Here is a 17,225-nt window from a genome sequence, read left to right as displayed (position 1 = left end):
TATGTTATACCCTGATAATTGTTTAGAACGTTTAGGATTTGTAGAGATAAGACAGCTGATTAGCAAACATTGCTTAAGCCCAATGGGTCAGGCAATGGTGCAAAAGATGCAGGTGATGAGTCGTTTTGACCAGATCGATAAATTTTTACGCCAAACCAACGAATTTAAAAGCATCCTGCAAAATCAGGAACCGCTACAAATCAATACCTTTTTTGATATCAAATCGCTAGTCGAAAAGATTAGGGTGGAAGGTACTTACCTTTTGGAAGATGAGTGGTTTCAGGTTTATACTTCCCTGCAGACTGTTTTTTCAGTTTTGCGTTTTTTTGAAGAAAGAGCAGAAGTGTATCCAACACTCGAGGCCTTATTTGAACATTTGCCGATCGAGAAAAACATCCTTCGAAAGATAGAGACAGTTATTGATGCGAAAGGTAAAATTAAGCCAAATGCATCTAAAGAATTGCAAGAAATCACTTCATCTATTGCTAAAGCCGAGCAAGATGTGCGCAAGCGGATGGACTCCATTTACAAACAAGCTATTGCCAATAATTGGGTAGCCGATGGTAGCTTAACCATTCGCGATGGCAGAATGTGTATTCCTGTTTTAGCCGAAAATAAAAGGAAGCTTAAGGGATTTATTCATGATGAGTCGGCCACTGGTCAAACTGTTTATATCGAGCCAGAAGAAGTTTTTACCCTTAACAATAAACTTCGTGATTTGGAATTTGATAAGCGCAGAGAAATCATTAAAATTCTGATTGCATTGACTGATGAACTACGTCCTTATTCGCCACTATTGCTTTCCTATCATGGTTTTTTAACCAAACTTGATTTTGTTAGGGCCAAAGCTTTATTTGCTTTGGATATTGAAGCGGAAATGCCTGGGTTACTAAAAGAACCAAAAACCAAATTAATAAATGCAAGGCACCCGCTGTTATCTATTTCTTTCGCCGCCGAAAAGAAGACAGTAACGCCATTAAATATCCATATTGATGCTGAAACACGTGTAGTTTTAGTTTCTGGCCCAAATGCTGGAGGTAAATCAGTGTGCATGAAAACGGTTGGTTTACTCCAGATTATGTTGCAAACGGGCTTACTAATCCCGGTTGATGCCAATAGTGAAGTGGGTATTTTTGAAAATATATTTGCTGATATTGGTGATGATCAATCGATAGAAAGTGATTTGAGTACCTACAGTGCCCACTTAAAGAAAATGCGTTATTTCGTTGAGCATGCTTCCCCAAAAACGATGGTTTTGATTGATGAATTCGGTACGGGTACTGATCCACAATTTGGAGGTCCGATGGCCGAGGCAGTATTGGAAGTACTCAACAATAAAAAAGTGCGTGGCGTAATTACCACACATTATTCTAATTTGAAACTTTTTGCTGGCAACACGCCTGGTTTAGAAAATGCGTCAATGCTTTTCGATAACGCTAAAATGAAACCTTTGTACATTCTAGAGATGGGCAAACCCGGAAGTTCTTATGCGTTTGAAATTGCTCAAAACATCGGTTTGCCTAAAGAAGTGATTCAGCTTGCCAGGGAAAAAACCGGTTCGAATCAAAATCGCGTTGATACCATGTTAGTAGATTTAGAGCGTGAAAAGAAAACGATTTACGATGCAAAAGTGAGCCTGGCCACTCAACAAAATAAGGCTAAAAATTTAGTTGCCGAAAATGAAAAATTAAGAGCTTTTTTGGATGAAAACAGAAGGGTTTTAATCAAAGAAGCAAAGCAGGAAGCGCAAAACATTATTAAAAATGCCAATAAACTGGTAGAAAATACGATTGCTGAAATTAAAGAAAAGCAGGCTGATAAAGAAGTAACCAAACAATTAAGGCAAAATTTGCATCAGGAGTTAGTTAAGAACACCGTTCCAAAAGAAAAGCCAAAACCTGTTCAAGTTATTGTTGGTGGCGAAATTACGGTTGGAGATTGGGTAAAATTTACTGACAGCGAAACAACCGGGCAAGTGCTGGAAATTAACAGAAACGAACTGGTTTTGGCTATTGGAGATTTACGCTCGAACGTGAAAAAAAATCGTGTTCAAAAGATCAGCAATAAGGAAGCGAAAAAGGTAATCCAAAGCAGTGCCGGTTCGTTCGCGGGGAGAATGAACGATGCTGTATCAGGCTTTAGAGCTGAATTAGATCTTCGCGGAAAAAGAACTGAAGATGCTTTATTTGAAGTAGAGAAATATTTAGATAAAGCGATTATGTTAGGCTTTCCATCTATCAAACTTATTCATGGTAAAGGCGATGGAATATTGAGGAAAATGATTCGGGAGTATTTGAGGAAATATAGTCAGGTGAATAGGATGGAAGATGAACACGCAGATAGAGGCGGTGATGGGATAACCTATGTTTATCTGAATTAAAATTTATCTTTAATTTCTTATTTGAAGAAGGTAGATTTCAAAGTTTTAATACCACTCTCTTGCCGTCATTACGAAAACATTTTGCGATTCTTCATCGCTAATGTTTTTGGTATGCTCACGCTAATGTGAATTGCTGGAAGGATTGTTAAGTTGAGATTTGTAAATGATAGAATGAAAAATTATTACTTTTTATTCCCGGGACATTTCTTACAGCGTTTACCTTTTTTAAACTTCTCACAACATTTCTTATGTTCCGCAGTGCAGCTTAAAATAAAACCCATTCCTTTTTGAAACTCAGGATCGGTAGGTAGAATAAAATTGTTTTCTTCTCTCTCGTAAATCATTGCAGTACAAAGGTAATGCTTGTTTAGATCAATTCCAATTAAAAGTTATTCGTAGAAGATTTAAACTGATTTCATGCTGGGTTTGTAGCCGCAATTTGTAAATTAGCGAACTAACCAAAAATTCATAAAATGATTAATAAAGTGGTATCAAGCGCTAAAGAGGCGATTGATGATATATCAGATGGCGCAACCTTAATGCTTGGTGGTTTTGGACTTTGCGGAATTCCTGAGAATTGTATAAATGCTTTGGTAGAAAAAGGCGTTAAGAATTTAACCTGTATTTCGAATAATGCTGGGGTTGACGACTTTGGCATTGGATTGATGTTAAAACAGCGTCAGGTTAAAAAAATGATCTCTTCTTATGTCGGCGAAAATGCAGAGTTCGAACGGCAATTACTAAGTGGCGAATTAGAGGTTGATTTGATTCCGCAAGGAACTTTAGCGACAAGATGTTTGGCAGCAGGATATGGAATGCCTGCTGTTTTTACACCAGCAGGAGTAGGAACAGAAGTTGCAGAAGGTAAAGAAATCAGAAATTTTGATGGTAAAGATTATTTAATGGAATATGCCTTCGACGCTGACTTTGCTATTGTAAAAGCTTGGAAGGGCGATACCGCTGGGAATTTAATTTTTAGATCGACCAGTAGAAACTTTAATCCAGTAATGGCAATGGCTGGCAAGATAACCATCGCAGAGGTGGAAGAGTTGGTTGAGGCAGGCGAACTGGATCCAGATTATATTCATACGCCAGGAATTTATGTTCACAGAATCTTTCAAGGTAAAGATTACGAGAAAAGAATAGAACAGCGTACGGTTAGAAAGTCTCCAGTTATTTAATCATCCTCTCATTCAAAATTCATTCATTTACATAATGGCATTTTCAAAAGAAGAAATAGCGCAACGTATAGCGCAAGAAATAAAAGATGGTTACTATGTTAACCTTGGCATTGGTATACCAACCTTGGTGGCCAATTATATTCCAAAGGGAATAAATGTTGTATTGCAATCCGAAAATGGACTGCTTGGAATGGGACCATTTCCATTTGAAGGTGAAGAAGATGCTGATTTAATTAATGCGGGTAAGCAAACCATCACTACTTTACCGGGCTCCTCAATTTTCGATTCGGCAATGAGTTTTGGAATGATCAGGGCGCAAAAGGTTGATTTAACCATTTTAGGGGCAATGGAGGTTTCTGAGAATGGCGATATCGCCAATTGGAAAATTCCTGGTAAAATGGTTAAAGGAATGGGTGGTGCAATGGATTTAGTAGCATCAGCAAAAAATATCATTGTAGCCATGCAGCATGTAAATAAAGCGGGAGAGAGCAAGTTGCTATCTAAATGTACTCTTCCACTGACTGGGGTAAAGTGTATTAAAAAAATTGTTACTGAATTAGCCGTTTTAGATATTCTGCCCGAAGGAGGTTTCAAACTTTTAGAACGAGCACCCGGAGTGAGCGTTGATTTTATTAAACAATCTACAGCAGGAAGGTTAATTGCTGAAGGCGATATTCCGGAAATGCGATTGGATTAAAATAAAAAAGGGGTCAAGTTTTTAAAGCTTGACCCCTTTTTGTTTACATCTATTATTTTAATTTATATCAACCAGAATACTGTTCCTTAAGTCATTCGAAATATCTTCAGTGATGGCGATGATTTCATCAGGCTCATTGGTGTTATTCATAATCACCTTATTACATTGCTCTCGATAAGGCAACAAATATTCCTTGTAGGCTGGAACCACATGGTTATGCCACTTATAAAGGACGTCATCTTCGGGGTATCCACGTTCCAAACCATCGCGTTTAATGCGGCGATCTAAAGCAACTTGTTCATCAGCATCAACAAAAATGGTATGATCTAGCAAGGCTGCAATTTCTTTGAAATGCAAAATAAAAAGGCCTTCAACAATGATTATAGGTGCTGATTTAATCTCTAATATTTTAACTACCGCAAGTGGATTATTGAAATTATACTCCTTTTTATAGACAACCTCTCCGCTTGTAAGTTGTTTTATATCCCTTAAAAACTGTTCACTATCAATGGTTGAAGGAAGATCAAAATTGTAAAGTTTATTTTCTTCCTGGGTCATATCGCCTGCAGGAATATAATAATCATCCTGGGATACCAAAGTTACTTCATCTTGCTTGAAGTGATGTAAAAAGCAGTTTAAGAAAAATGTTTTACCCGATCCACTTCCACCGGCAATACCAATTATAAAAGGTTTTTTATTCAAACTCATTGAGCACTATATGTTAGATTGCAAAAAAAACGTTTGTCTAAAGCACCTAATGAATCGGCTACCGCTTTAGTCATTACAATGATAACATCTTTTGTGGATTCGTTCTCTGTAAATTTACCAACAACCTTTGCGAATGTTGTTTTGTTAGTCATTGGGTTGGTAATTTTTATTACTCTGCCTACTGGTGCTGTACGGTGTAAAACTAGCATTTTCGAGCCGTCTAAATCTGCATCAGCAATCCAAACAGCTGCACCTTTTTCCTCAATTTGGCTTAGGCCATAAACACTTGGGTCGCGACGAAGTTTTGGATCTTTAACCATTGTGCTATCTGGTTCACTTTCCTGCTCTTGTTTAGATGCCTCATTTACAGATTTTGGTTGAGGTGGCTTAGGAATAATTAATTTCTGATCTACTTTTATGGCGTTATCATCCAGTTTGTTAGCTGTTCTGATTTGATAAGCCGTTAAATTATACTTCTTCGCGATGCTGAAAATATTTTCTCCAGTTGCTACAGTATGAATAAAACTTTCTTCTTTCGAAGGTGAAGCAGACGACGTTTTTACCGGTTCAGCTTGTTTTTCTTCCGGTACTTCTACTTCAGCAACTACTCCTCCGGGCACTTTTAAAACTTGCCCAATCGTAATCGCATTATCTGGCAAATTATTTAATTTCCTTAATTGGTAAGCAGTAATACCATATTGCTTTGCAACCGTAAAGATGGTTTCGTTACGCAAAACCGTATGAGTACCTGCAGCATCTGAAGTTTTGGCCGCTTCGGTTGGCGTTTTGGCAACTTCGGTTGGAGTTTGTTCTGCAGTGCTGATTACTTTATTTTCATCAACATTTTTTGTAGCCGGAATCTTTAATTTCTGACCAATTCTGAGATTATTGTTTGATAAATTATTTGCCTTTTTAACCTCTTCTACGGTGGTGCCGTATTTTTCTGCTATTTTCCCAAGAAACTCTTTAGGCGCTACCGTATGCTCAATCATGGTTTGATCTGCAACAGTACTCTCAATAGCGGGCGTAGTTACCGTAGTTTTAGCTGGTTTTATTGGCTCGCTTGTAGCGGGGGCATCTGTACTATTTTTCGTAGCGATCTTTAAAACCTGCCCAATACTTAAATTATTTCCGGTAAGGTTGTTCAGCCTTTTAATTTCATTTATAGTTGTTCCATACTTTTCAGCGAGCATATTTAAATTGTCTTTTGCTTTAACAGTATGCTCAATGATGCCGCCGTCTTTGCCCGAAGAAACAGGGGGCGTGCTGCTTGTTGTTCCCCAGGGAATATTGGTTGGAACTTTTATAATGACCCCAACTTGAAGGTATTTGTTCTCGTTGTAGCTCATAATATCTTTTGGCGAAACATTATATCTTCTTCCAACAGAATAATAAGTGTCTTTGGCTACAATTTGATGAACGATAAGTTTCTTTCCGTTATTATTTTCAACGCCGATAGAGTCTCTAAGTGTGTTTGCTTTAGCATTTGCGATGTTTAGAGCAAATAGAACAAAAGCAGATAAGTATATTTTGTGCATTTATTTTCTATAAATTTCTTAGTCAAAGGAAGCAATTATACGAATAAAATATTTAACCCTGTGGAGTTAATTAACCCGTTTTTAAGTAAAAATAAGATAACTTTATTTCAAAAAAATGGTCATAATATTCATTCACAATATCTTGTGAAAGAAAACAATTGGCTTCGTGTTGATTAATAAACGAACTAATAAATAAGGTATTGTATAGATGAGAATTTAGATTAAAACATTTATAAATTTGGGTTGTTACGTACACATTAATATCACATAAAAATTAATAAAATGGACGCTAAAGAAATAAGCTTAAATGAAAAAGAAGTAAAACCAGTGGTTGATCTTTTGAACGATTATTTGGCAAATTATCATATTCACTATCAGAAATTAAGAGGTTGTCACTGGAATATAAAAGGTCAGAATTTTTTTACGCTTCATGTTAAGTTTGAAGAATTATATACCAATGCACAGCTTACCATCGATGAAATTGCCGAGCGTGTTTTAACTTTAGGTAAACCACCACATAGTCGTTTTGCAGATTATATCAGTGAATCTGAAATCAAAGAAATTGACACGATTGGCATGAAAGATTTAGATATGGTTGATGCGGTATTGGATGATATGGCTAAGTTGATTGAAATTGAAAGAGAACTATTAGAAGCTACAGATAAAGCTGGCGATGATGGGTCGAATGATATGGTAAATCGCTTCATGCAGTTTAAAGAAAAAAATACCTGGATGTTACGTTCTTTCGCTGGAAAGAAATAATACTTTGAAGTAGGTTTTAAAAGCCTCAGTTAAATGGATGAATTGTCAAATCTGTTTATCTGAGGCTTTTTTGTGTTATAGAATAGCTATTTATTTATCTTTGGGCATGGCATATAAAAGTTTAGCAGAGTGTGTTTCCGATCTTGAAAAACACGGTCATCTAATAAGGATTAAAGAAGAAGTCGATCCTCATTTAGAAATGGCCGCCATCCATTTAAGGGTTTATGAGAAACAAGGCCCTGCTTTGTTGTTTGAGAATGTGAAGGGTAGTCCCTTTCCGGCGGTTTCTAATTTGTTTGGAACTTTGGAGCGGTCGAAATTCATCTTCAGAGACACCTTGCCAAAAGTGCAGCAATTGGTTTCATTAAGAAATGATCCAATAAAAGCATTGAAAAATCCTTTCAAGTATGCAGGGTCAGCAATGTCGGCATTGTCGGCGTTGCCCATGAAAACGCCATCTGCAAAAAATAATTTTTTGAAAACCTCCATTAGTAAATTGCCACAAATTGTAAACTGGCCCATGGATGGAGGCCCTTTTGTAACGATGCCTCAGGTTTATACTGAAGACATTGATAGGCCGGGAGTTCTAAATGCAAATTTAGGGATGTATCGCATTCAATTGGGCGGGAACGATTATATTCAAGACAAGGAGATCGGTCTGCATTATCAGATTCACCGGGGCATTGGTGTTCACCAATCTAAAGCAAATAAAGCAGGTTTACCACTTAAGGTGAGCATTTTCGTCGGTGGTCCTCCATCTCATCCTCTGGCTGCGGTAATGCCATTGCCAGAAGGTTTATCAGAAATGACTTTTGCCGGAGCATTAGGCGATAGGAGATTTCGCTACTTTTATGATGATGAAGGATTTTGCATTTCTGCTGACGCCGATTTTATTATTACTGGAACTGTTTATCCTAATGAAAATAAGCCAGAAGGTCCTTTCGGCGATCATTTAGGTTATTATAGCCTTACGCATCCTTTTCCTTTGATGAAGGTGCATAACGTATACCATAAAAAAGATGCCATCTGGTCGTTCACAGTTGTTGGACGGCCGCCGCAGGAAGACACAAGCTTTGGTGCATTAATTCACGAAATTACAGGATCGGCCATTCCACAAGAAATTCATGGATTGAAAGAGGTACATGCTGTTGATGCAGCAGGTGTTCATCCTTTGCTGTTTGCAATCGGAAGCGAACGTTATACGCCATATTTAAAGGAGCGAAGACCACAGGAAATCTTAACGATCGCCAACCATATCCTGGGTAAAAATCAACTCAGTTTAGCTAAATATGTTTTCATCGCAGCTAAAGAGGATGATGAAAAATTAAGTACACATCACATTCAGGATTTTATTACTCATATTTTGGAAAGGGTAGATTTAACCAGAGATATCCATTTCTATACCAACACCACAATCGATACCCTGGATTACAGTGGCGATGGTTTAAATAGCGGATCGAAGGTTGTTATTGCAGCAGCAGGGGAGAAGAAGCGAAATTTGTGGAATAAAAAGCCTGAAGGCTTAAAGTTAGGGGATGGTTGCTATCAATCTCATCTGGCTATCCCTGGTGTTTTAGTTATTGAATGCGACAAATATATCAGTGCGGAAAAAACAGCAGCAGAAATTGCTTTGTTAAACATCACCTTAATCGATCAGGATCTTTCCGGATTACCATTAATTGTATTGGCCGATGATTCTGAATTTACAGCAGCAAATATTGATAATTTAGTTTGGATCACTTTTACCCGAAGTAATCCCGCTGCCAATATTTATGGCGTTAATGATTTTACTATCGATAAACACTGGGGTTGCAAAGGCCCAATGATTATTGATGCAAGGAAAAAACCTCATCATGCTCCTGAACTCATTAAAGACAAAAATGTGGAGGAAAAGATCGATGCCTTGGCTAAGCCAGGAATGCCGCTACATGGAATAATTTAGTTGAATATTTGAAAATATTTGCCCATTTTTAGGTACATGTTTTGCATTTTACCTCAACTTTCGCGTGCCTTAGCTATCATTTTATTAATACTTTGTTGCTGGATGAAGTTGTCCGCTCAACAGGTTGACAGTTTGATAAAGGTAATTCGTCAGTATGGAAAACAGAATGCAACGTCTAGCATCTTTGTTCACTTTGATAAAAACGTTTATTCCAATAACGATCAGGTTTGGTTTACCGGGTATTTACTCGAAGGTATTGCACCAATAGCCGATTACCATACTTTACATCTTGCATTGGTAAATAATGCTGATAGTTCGGTAGTTCTTCAAAAGAAATTTTTAATTCGTGAAGGCTTTGCATTCGGAGATTTAGTTTTGCCAGATTCGCTGTCCGGCGGATCTTACCGGTTTGTAGTGAGTACCAATATTAGAATAGCTGGCTTTAACGTTTCTGACTTTATTCAGCCCATTACCATAAAATCTACCACAAGAAATCTTTTACAACCCAGCATTTCCGTTTTTAATTCTTACAATGATCAAACTCAAAATGGAACCATGTTGCTTAAAGTTTTGACGAGTGATAATCGTTTTGTTGAAAATGCTGAAGTGAAGTACACCATTGGTCGTGATTCGATTTTGAAAAGAGCTTCGTCAAAAACGAGCGTGATTGGAGAAATGATGATTGATTTCCCGGCAAACAAAATTAACGCGAAGAACAATTTATTAAGAATTGCAATAAAAAAAGATAACCAGGTTAAATATCTCAAGCACGAATTGCCAATAATCAACGGGAAAAAATTTCAGATTAGTTTCTATCCTGAAAGTGGCTATTTGGTTAATGGATTGTTTAGTAAAGTGGGGATTGAAATTAAAGACCTAATGGGTACTCCTCTTCTTACAACGGCAGTTTTGTATGAAAATGATAAAGCTATTGATACGGTTAATACGAATTCTATCGGGCTTGGTTTTCTTTCTATCATACCCAATATCAAATGCAAATACAGCCTAAAAGTATTAACTGGTGATATTGAAGGAGATCATTATGATTTGCCACCTATTTTGAGTGCGGGTGTGACGATGAATGCTAATAATGTTATTGCAGATAAAGACTTTCGTTTAAAATTACAAAGTAGTTATGATACTCAAGTTCATGTTGTGGTTCATAATTATACCGATCTCTATTTGCACAGCGAGATTGCCTTGAAGAATGGTGTCACTCAACATGTTAGACTTGATCTGGATTCTGTACCGATGGGATTAAATGCCATAACCTTATTAGATAGTGATTTCAAGCCTCTTGCGGAACGGATTTTTTTTAGCCATTACGATCAAACGAACCAATTGCAAATTTCAACTGATAAGGATGTATATGGTACGAGGGATAGTGTTCGATTGGATATCCATACGATTACCAGAAGCAAAAATTCCCTTCAAGGTTTGGTATCCATTTCGTGTACACAAGCTAACCGATTCTCTGAATTAAACAATATAAATATTGTAGACTATGCATTGCTAGAAAGAGAATTGGTAAACTTACCGGCTAACCCGATGGGAATCAAAGTTACGGATCGTGAGTATTTAAATAATATTCTCCTGGTGAAAGGGTGGAGGCGGTATCATTGGCCCCGGTTAAGAGATAGCTTATTTGCGCAAAAGAAAATAATTAATGATGAAGTTAGCGGCCAGATAAGAAAAGGGAAGAAAAACGTAATGCTACCTATGGAATTATTTACGATAGCGAAGAGTACTGTTCATAGCATTTCATCAGATAGTACCGGTAAATTCAAAATCCCTTATTCTAATTTAATTACCGATGATAAAGATGATGTATGGGTGAACCTTAACCATAAAAACGCATCCAATTATACATTAGAAATTCATGATCCGGCTGAAGAGCTGAAAAAAAATATTAGTGCGCAGCATTATGAAGAAGTAGTTGCTAACTTATCAAAATCAGTAATTAATCAAGCTTTTACTGATCCTCGTGGTATAAATCTAAAAGAAGTAGTGATCAAGAGTGATAAAGGCGAAAAAATTGATTTTGCGAATAATGGTTATATGAATAATTGTGGTGATTATGTCTGTCCTAATAACATTTTAAATTGTGTAAATCATTTTGGAAATTCTGAGAACAAAAGCCCTAAAGAGGGAGGTCAGTATCGGAATCAAAACGGTGGAATTACCATTTATCATGGTTGTGCAGAGCGTAAGAAAGATGCAAATATTTCTATTTTGAGGGGGATAAAACTCGGGAAGGAGTTTTATAATTTCGAGTTGGATAATAAGGATGAACCTATTAATATGTCAACTATATTTTGGGATTATCAACAAGTTTTAGATTCTGAAGGAAAGGCTCGACTAAATTTTACAACTGGTGATTTAACAGGCCGTTTCAAGATTGTAGTGCAAGGTGTTACTGCCAATGGTCCAATTTATGGTGAGCATTACATCACAATCAAGCGGCCATAAAAAAAGCTCTCGATGCAAATCGAGAGCTTTTGATAAAATATTATCTATTCTTAAAATCTAACTCCGAAAGTTAAGAATACATTATTTCTATTGCTCTTAACATCTGCAACAGGCTCAGAATAATCATCTAGTAAATAAGGGCTAGAATTGAAATTCGTTTTATAATTCTGATAAGCCAAATCGAAATAGTAATTATCAACACGGTAACCTATACCGCCTGTTAAAAACTGGCCTTGGTAAAAAGAATTCGATCCACCTTGAATACCGTTTCCATTTACACCATAACCACCTCTCAAACTTACTTCATTGCTTACTTTAACTTCTGCACCAACTCTATAGTTTATAGCTTCTTTGTACGATGCTTTTACAAACGCATTATTGTCGCTAATCGTTGATGAACTTCCACCACCATCTGCCGAGAAACGCATTGATGAATAGTCGATATAATCAACATCTGCAGAAATTAGAGCGATATTACTAATTACATAGCTTAAACCTGCCGATGCTTTTAGTGGCGTACGCAGATTATAAGTAAAGTCATAATACCTGCTTGGGCTATTAATTGATGAAGCGGCATTAGTTGCATTACCTGCTAATCTAGCTTGCAAAGTTTCGGTTGTATTATCCTGAATATTAAGCCACGTTGGAGTCTGGAAGTTTAATCCAATCCTCAACTCTGGAACCGGGCGATAAATCATTCCTAACTTTAAATTGAATCCATTACCCCGAGACTGTTGATATCTAATATGAGTTAAGGTGTAATTTTCGTTGCCAGTGTAAGCAGGAATCGCGTCATCATAAGAATTAACAATACCAGATTCTGTAAAGGAAGCATCACTAGTATATTTTACATTCACAAAACTCGCTGTTCCACCTATATATAATTTATTCGAAAAATTAAGTGCTCCAGCTATATTGAATTCTGAAGTAGATCCAAGTCTGCTTTCAGTCCAGTTTTGATTGAAGTTTGCATTATTATAAGGTTCTGCCGAGAAACCATTTGGATAGTTTGGAGCGTTTTTATTAATTAGATAACTATCATAAGCATCGCCTGCAACTGAATTCTCAGTTCCGAAACTATTAGCCTGATCAACATAAGAGTCTCTTATTGAACTATTGGTGTTAATGCCATTATAGTCGATGTTATTAAGAAAATCATTGTTCCTGGTATAGCTAAGTCCGAAAACAGTACTAACCAAGCCTTTATTTACATCAGAACCTTTTAGTTTTGCGGCTGGATTATAAAATACAACACCTAGGTTATTTAGATTGATTTGACTTTTGTTGGATTTAATGTTGTTGCCTAAGTAAGAACTTTCATTGGAAACGCTATTAAACTCAGGAGTAATGTTAAATTCTGATTTGGTGAATAATCCAAGTCCCGCAGGATTCGCATTGATTGATCCTATGTCGCCACCAACGCCAATTTGAGCACCAGCCATTCCTTTAAAACGCGATGAACTCCCATAATTTGTTTGCGAAAATCGGAACGCGTCAGGGGCATAACTCTGTGCGTATGCTGAACCAATGGTAGCTACTGTAGCTACCATGGATGCCAATATATATTTTTTCATTTAATGTGCTTTATTAGTAAGATATTAACCTCGTCCTGCTCTTGATGGTCTGGAACCACCACCGCCGCCGCCGCCATTAGAACCGCCGCCGCTGCTTCCACTACTTGATGGAGGTGGAGAATATGTTGGTCTGCTCATTTCAGTTCTTTGAGGTTGTTGAGGTGTATAATTTTCGTTTCTGGTCGGTCTACTACCTTGTGTTCCTTGCGGAGTGTAGCCTCTTCCAGCATTATTACTAACTGGTCCTTGATTACGGGTAGGTCTTCCTGCATTGTTATTTGGCGCATAGCTTTGACCTGTTTGGCCGTTTGAATTTGCAATACCTGATCTACTTGGTCTTCCAACATTCCCTGCGGTACCATTTCCATAAGATCTTGGAACACCTCTATCGTTACTTCCTGGTCTAGGTCTGTAATTGTTATTGGTAATCACGCCGCCGCCATAATAGCCGCCGCCTAAGCCCCAGCCACCACCGTACCAGCCACCGCCGCCCCAACCGAAGCGATCGTAATATGAATATGGCCCCCAATTGTTCCAGCCCCAGTTATTCCAACCGTAGCCCATGTTGCCATAATAGAAAGGATTATTCCAGATGCTGCCGTAACCGAAGCCACCGCCCCAACCGAAACCACCACCCCAGCCACCTAAACCATAGCCATTATTCCAACCCATGCCATAACCTAAATAAGTGGTTGCGCCATAACTATTGCCATAATTGAAGTTTTCGTAGTATGGATCGTAATAGCCACGAAAGCTACTGCCATTGTAGAAACGATTAATTCTGGAAGAGTAGTCCATATCATAATAAGGATTACTGGTCCCATAGTATTCATCGTAATCTTCGGTTTGTCCTTGTACCTGTGCTTGGGCTTGACTTTGAGGAGGAACGTAAGCTTCTACCTCTCTCGCCTTCGCCACGGAATTATATACATCATCATTGGCTTTGGTTTGGGCCAATTTTGTTGTAGAGCATGATGCCGCCAACCCTGCAGCAGCAATCATTACAATGGGTAAAAATTTAATTGGTTTCATTGTGTTTATATTTAGTTGTGTGTGTTCACTAATTTACTAAAAATGGATCAAATTTACTAAAAATCAACTATTTAATTAGTCAGATTTATGTATTAATGCAAATGCCTTCACTGTATAATCGTTTTGTAGGCATAAATTTATAAATTTGTGATCTAATTTCACCTTTTTTAACACACAAATTACGTTCCAAATACATAAGATGAGCAAAGAAATTACAAGCAGAGAAGCAGATTATTCTCAATGGTATAATGATATCGTTATAAAAGCCGATCTGGCTGAGCATTCGGCAGTTAGAGGCTGCATGGTAATTAAACCCAATGGTTATGCTATATGGGAAAAAATGCAGGCCGTATTGGATAAAATGTTTAAAGATACAGGCCATCAAAATGCCTATTTTCCATTGTTCATTCCGAAGTCATTTTTTTCAAAGGAAGCCTCACACGTTGAGGGGTTTGCCACAGAGTGTGCTGTCGTGACACATTATCGTCTAAAAAATGACGGTAATGGAAATATTGTGGTGGATGAAACTGCTAAATTAGAAGAGGAGCTTATCGTTCGCCCAACCTCAGAGACTATTATCTGGAATACTTATAAAGGATGGATTCAATCTTATCGTGATTTACCAATTTTAATTAATCAATGGGCTAACGTGGTTCGATGGGAGATGCGCACCAGGTTGTTTCTTCGTACAGCCGAATTTTTATGGCAGGAAGGGCATACTGCTCATGCAACTGCTGAAGAAGCGATTGAAGAAACAGAACGTATGCTGCACATCTATGCCGATTTTGCTGAAAATTGGTTGGCCGTTCCAGTGGTTAGGGGAAGAAAATCCCCAAATGAAAGATTTGCTGGTGCTTTAGATACCTATTGTATTGAAGCCCTAATGCAAGATGGAAAGGCGCTACAGGCAGGTACTTCCCATTTCTTAGGTCAGAATTTTGCCAAAGCTTTTGATGTAAAGTTTACTGGAAAAGATGGTAAGTTAGATCATGTTTGGGCAACTTCATGGGGTGTTTCTACACGTTTAATGGGTGCACTTATTATGGCGCACAGTGATGATTCAGGACTTATTATCCCACCTAAATTGGCGCCAATTCAAGTGGTGATTGTTCCAATTTACAAGGGAGATGAAGACTTAGCGAAAATTTCGGCTTATGTAAATGAGTTAACAATGCGCTTAAAAGGAATGGGAGTGTCGGTAAAATACGATGACAGAGATACACAACGTCCGGGCTTTAAATTTGCTGATTATGAATTGAAAGGCATACCAGTACGTATTGCTATTGGTGGCCGCGACTTAGAAAACAAAACAGTGGAAATTGCCCGTAGAGATACGAAAGTTAAACAAACTGTTCCACAGGAGGGTTTAGATATATACATTGTGAAATTACTGGAAGATATTCAGACCAGCATGTTTAACAAGGCCTTAGCTTATCGTGATGAGCATATTACTGAAGCGAACAGCTATGAAGAGTTTAAGGAGTTGTTGGATGGTAAAGCTGGTTTTATTTCAGCCCATTGGGATGGAACTCCAGAAACAGAACAAAAAATTAAAGAAGAAACCAAAGCAACCATTCGTTGTATTCCTTTAGATAATAAATTGGAAGATGGGGTTTGTATTTATTCTGGGAAGCCATCAATACAACGTGTTTTATTTGCGAGAGCATACTAAAAAGTCTTCAGTCGATAGTCCTGAGTCTTCTTAATGATTGAAATATTAATGTAAAACTGTTTAGATAAGATTGGGAAATCTCAATCTTATCTCGATACTTGAAGCGCACATCTCAAAAGAAAAAATGAAATTCGGAACAAAAGCCATACATGCAGGTCAAGAACCTGATCCAACAACTGGTGCTGTAATGACACCAATTTACCAAACTTCAACCTATTGGCAAAAATCGCCAGGCGATAACAAGGGTTATGAATACTCTCGGGGAACAAACCCTACACGTAAAGCATTGGAAGATTGCTTGGCAGCTTTAGAAAACGCCAAATATGGTTTGGCTTTTTCTAGCGGTATGGGTGCTACAGACGCAGTTTTAAAACTGCTTCAGCCGGGTGATGAAGTGATTACCGGAAATGATTTATATGGTGGATCTTACAGGATGTTCACTAAAATCTTTTCTAAGTATGGAATTAAATTCCACTTTTTAGATTTATCCAAACCAGAAAATATTATACCTTATATTAACGATAAAACTAAACTGGTTTGGATTGAAACACCCACAAATCCTACCATGCAAGTTGTTGATATTGAAGGTGTAGCAAAGATCACAAAAGAAAAAAAGATAATATTAACAGTTGATAACACTTTTGCTTCGCCTTACTTGCAAAACCCTATCGATTTGGGAGCAGATATCGTGATGCATTCGGTTACAAAATATATTGGAGGCCATTCGGATGTAGTGATGGGTGCATTGGTTACCAATGATGACCAATTGTACAAAGATTTGTGGTTTATCTATAATGCTTGTGGTGCAACGCCTGGGCCACAAGATTCATTTTTGGTTTTACGTGGAATAAAGACACTGCATTTGCGGATGAAAGCGCATTGTGAAAATGGCGAACGCATTGCCCATTACCTCAAAGCACATCCAAAAGTAGACAAAATTTACTGGCCAGGATTTGAAGATCATCCAAACCACGATGTTGCTAAAAAACAAATGAGAGGTTTTGGTGGTATGATTTCTATTACTTTAAAGGGAGCCGATTTACAGGAAACTTTTAGAATTGCATCAAATTTTAAAGTATTTACTTTGGCAGAGTCATTAGGTGGTGTAGAATCTTTAATTAACCACCCTGCAACGATGACCCATGGATCAATTCCGAAAGAGGAACGAGAAAAAGTGGGCGTTATTGATAGCCTTTTGCGTTTAAGTGTAGGGGTTGAAGATATCGATGATTTGCTTGAAGATTTAGAAAATGCTTTAAAATAAGCATTT

Annotated in this window: 12 protein-coding genes; 8 read left to right on the top strand and 4 right to left on the bottom strand. The window is 37.6% G+C overall.

Annotated features, from left to right (window positions below):
• The first annotated feature begins 1 nt into the window (after position 1).
• The 3 genes from ACZZZK_RS02465 (at position 2) to ACZZZK_RS02455 (ending at position 4,258) form a co-directional block, all read left to right on the top strand.
• The gene (locus ACZZZK_RS02465; protein ID WP_463482699.1) at positions 2-2,380 is read left to right on the top strand and encodes an endonuclease MutS2; all 2,379 of its coding nucleotides are present in this window, start codon (positions 2-4) and stop codon (positions 2,378-2,380) included.
• A gap of 473 nt (positions 2,381-2,853) precedes the next feature.
• On the top strand, positions 2,854-3,561 hold the full coding sequence (locus ACZZZK_RS02460; protein WP_463482698.1) for a CoA transferase subunit A: 708 nt from the start codon (positions 2,854-2,856) through the stop codon (positions 3,559-3,561).
• Positions 3,562-3,595: 34 nt separating this feature from the next.
• A complete protein-coding gene (locus ACZZZK_RS02455) occupies positions 3,596-4,258 on the top strand; it encodes a CoA transferase subunit B (RefSeq protein WP_463482697.1) in 663 nt (220 codons plus the stop codon).
• Positions 4,259-4,315: 57 nt separating this feature from the next.
• Here ACZZZK_RS02455 and ACZZZK_RS02450 read toward each other — a convergent pair whose 3' ends face one another.
• On the bottom strand, positions 4,316-4,960 hold the full coding sequence (locus ACZZZK_RS02450) for a uridine kinase family protein (RefSeq protein ID WP_056850047.1): 645 nt from the start codon (positions 4,958-4,960) through the stop codon (positions 4,316-4,318).
• A 2-nt stretch (positions 4,961-4,962) separates the two neighbouring features.
• Positions 4,963-6,504: a LysM peptidoglycan-binding domain-containing protein gene (locus ACZZZK_RS02445; RefSeq protein WP_463482696.1), complete on the bottom strand. Its 1,542-nt coding sequence runs from the start codon at positions 6,502-6,504 to the stop codon at positions 4,963-4,965.
• Positions 6,505-6,786: 282 nt separating this feature from the next.
• On the opposite strand from ACZZZK_RS02445, the gene ACZZZK_RS02440 reads away from it, so the two are divergent.
• The 3 genes from ACZZZK_RS02440 (at position 6,787) to ACZZZK_RS02430 (ending at position 11,677) form a co-directional block, all read left to right on the top strand.
• Positions 6,787-7,266 carry a Dps family protein gene (locus ACZZZK_RS02440; protein WP_265799259.1) on the top strand — a complete coding sequence of 160 codons (480 nt, stop codon included), beginning with the start codon at positions 6,787-6,789 and terminating at the stop codon, positions 7,264-7,266.
• 106 nt (positions 7,267-7,372) lie between these two features.
• Complete coding sequence (locus tag ACZZZK_RS02435; RefSeq protein WP_463482695.1) at positions 7,373-9,208, top strand: UbiD family decarboxylase; 1,836 nt, start codon at positions 7,373-7,375, stop codon at positions 9,206-9,208.
• Positions 9,209-9,310: 102 nt separating this feature from the next.
• Positions 9,311-11,677, top strand: coding sequence for a hypothetical protein (locus ACZZZK_RS02430; RefSeq protein ID WP_463482694.1), 2,367 nt, complete (start codon positions 9,311-9,313; stop codon positions 11,675-11,677).
• Positions 11,678-11,727: 50 nt separating this feature from the next.
• Here the strand turns inward: ACZZZK_RS02430 and ACZZZK_RS02425 are convergent, their stop codons facing one another.
• Together ACZZZK_RS02425 and ACZZZK_RS02420 are read right to left on the bottom strand one after the other, a co-directional pair.
• The gene (locus ACZZZK_RS02425; protein WP_463482693.1) at positions 11,728-13,251 is read right to left on the bottom strand and encodes an OmpP1/FadL family transporter; all 1,524 of its coding nucleotides are present in this window, start codon (positions 13,249-13,251) and stop codon (positions 11,728-11,730) included.
• A 24-nt stretch (positions 13,252-13,275) separates the two neighbouring features.
• On the bottom strand, positions 13,276-14,283 hold the full coding sequence (locus ACZZZK_RS02420; RefSeq protein WP_463482692.1) for a hypothetical protein: 1,008 nt from the start codon (positions 14,281-14,283) through the stop codon (positions 13,276-13,278).
• Between the two features lie 199 nt (positions 14,284-14,482).
• Here ACZZZK_RS02420 and proS point away from each other — a divergent pair, with 199 nt between their 5' ends.
• Together proS and ACZZZK_RS02410 are read left to right on the top strand one after the other, a co-directional pair.
• Complete coding sequence (proS, locus tag ACZZZK_RS02415) at positions 14,483-15,955, top strand: proline--tRNA ligase (protein ID WP_463482691.1); 1,473 nt, start codon at positions 14,483-14,485, stop codon at positions 15,953-15,955.
• A gap of 124 nt (positions 15,956-16,079) precedes the next feature.
• Positions 16,080-17,219, top strand: coding sequence for a cystathionine gamma-synthase (locus tag ACZZZK_RS02410; RefSeq protein WP_463482690.1), 1,140 nt, complete (start codon positions 16,080-16,082; stop codon positions 17,217-17,219).
• The last annotated feature ends 6 nt before the right edge of the window (positions 17,220-17,225 follow it).

This window comes from Pedobacter sp. AC163 (assembly GCF_979258665.1).
Note: the sequence above shows the minus strand (reverse complement) of the source record. Positions and strands in the feature narration are given on the sequence as shown.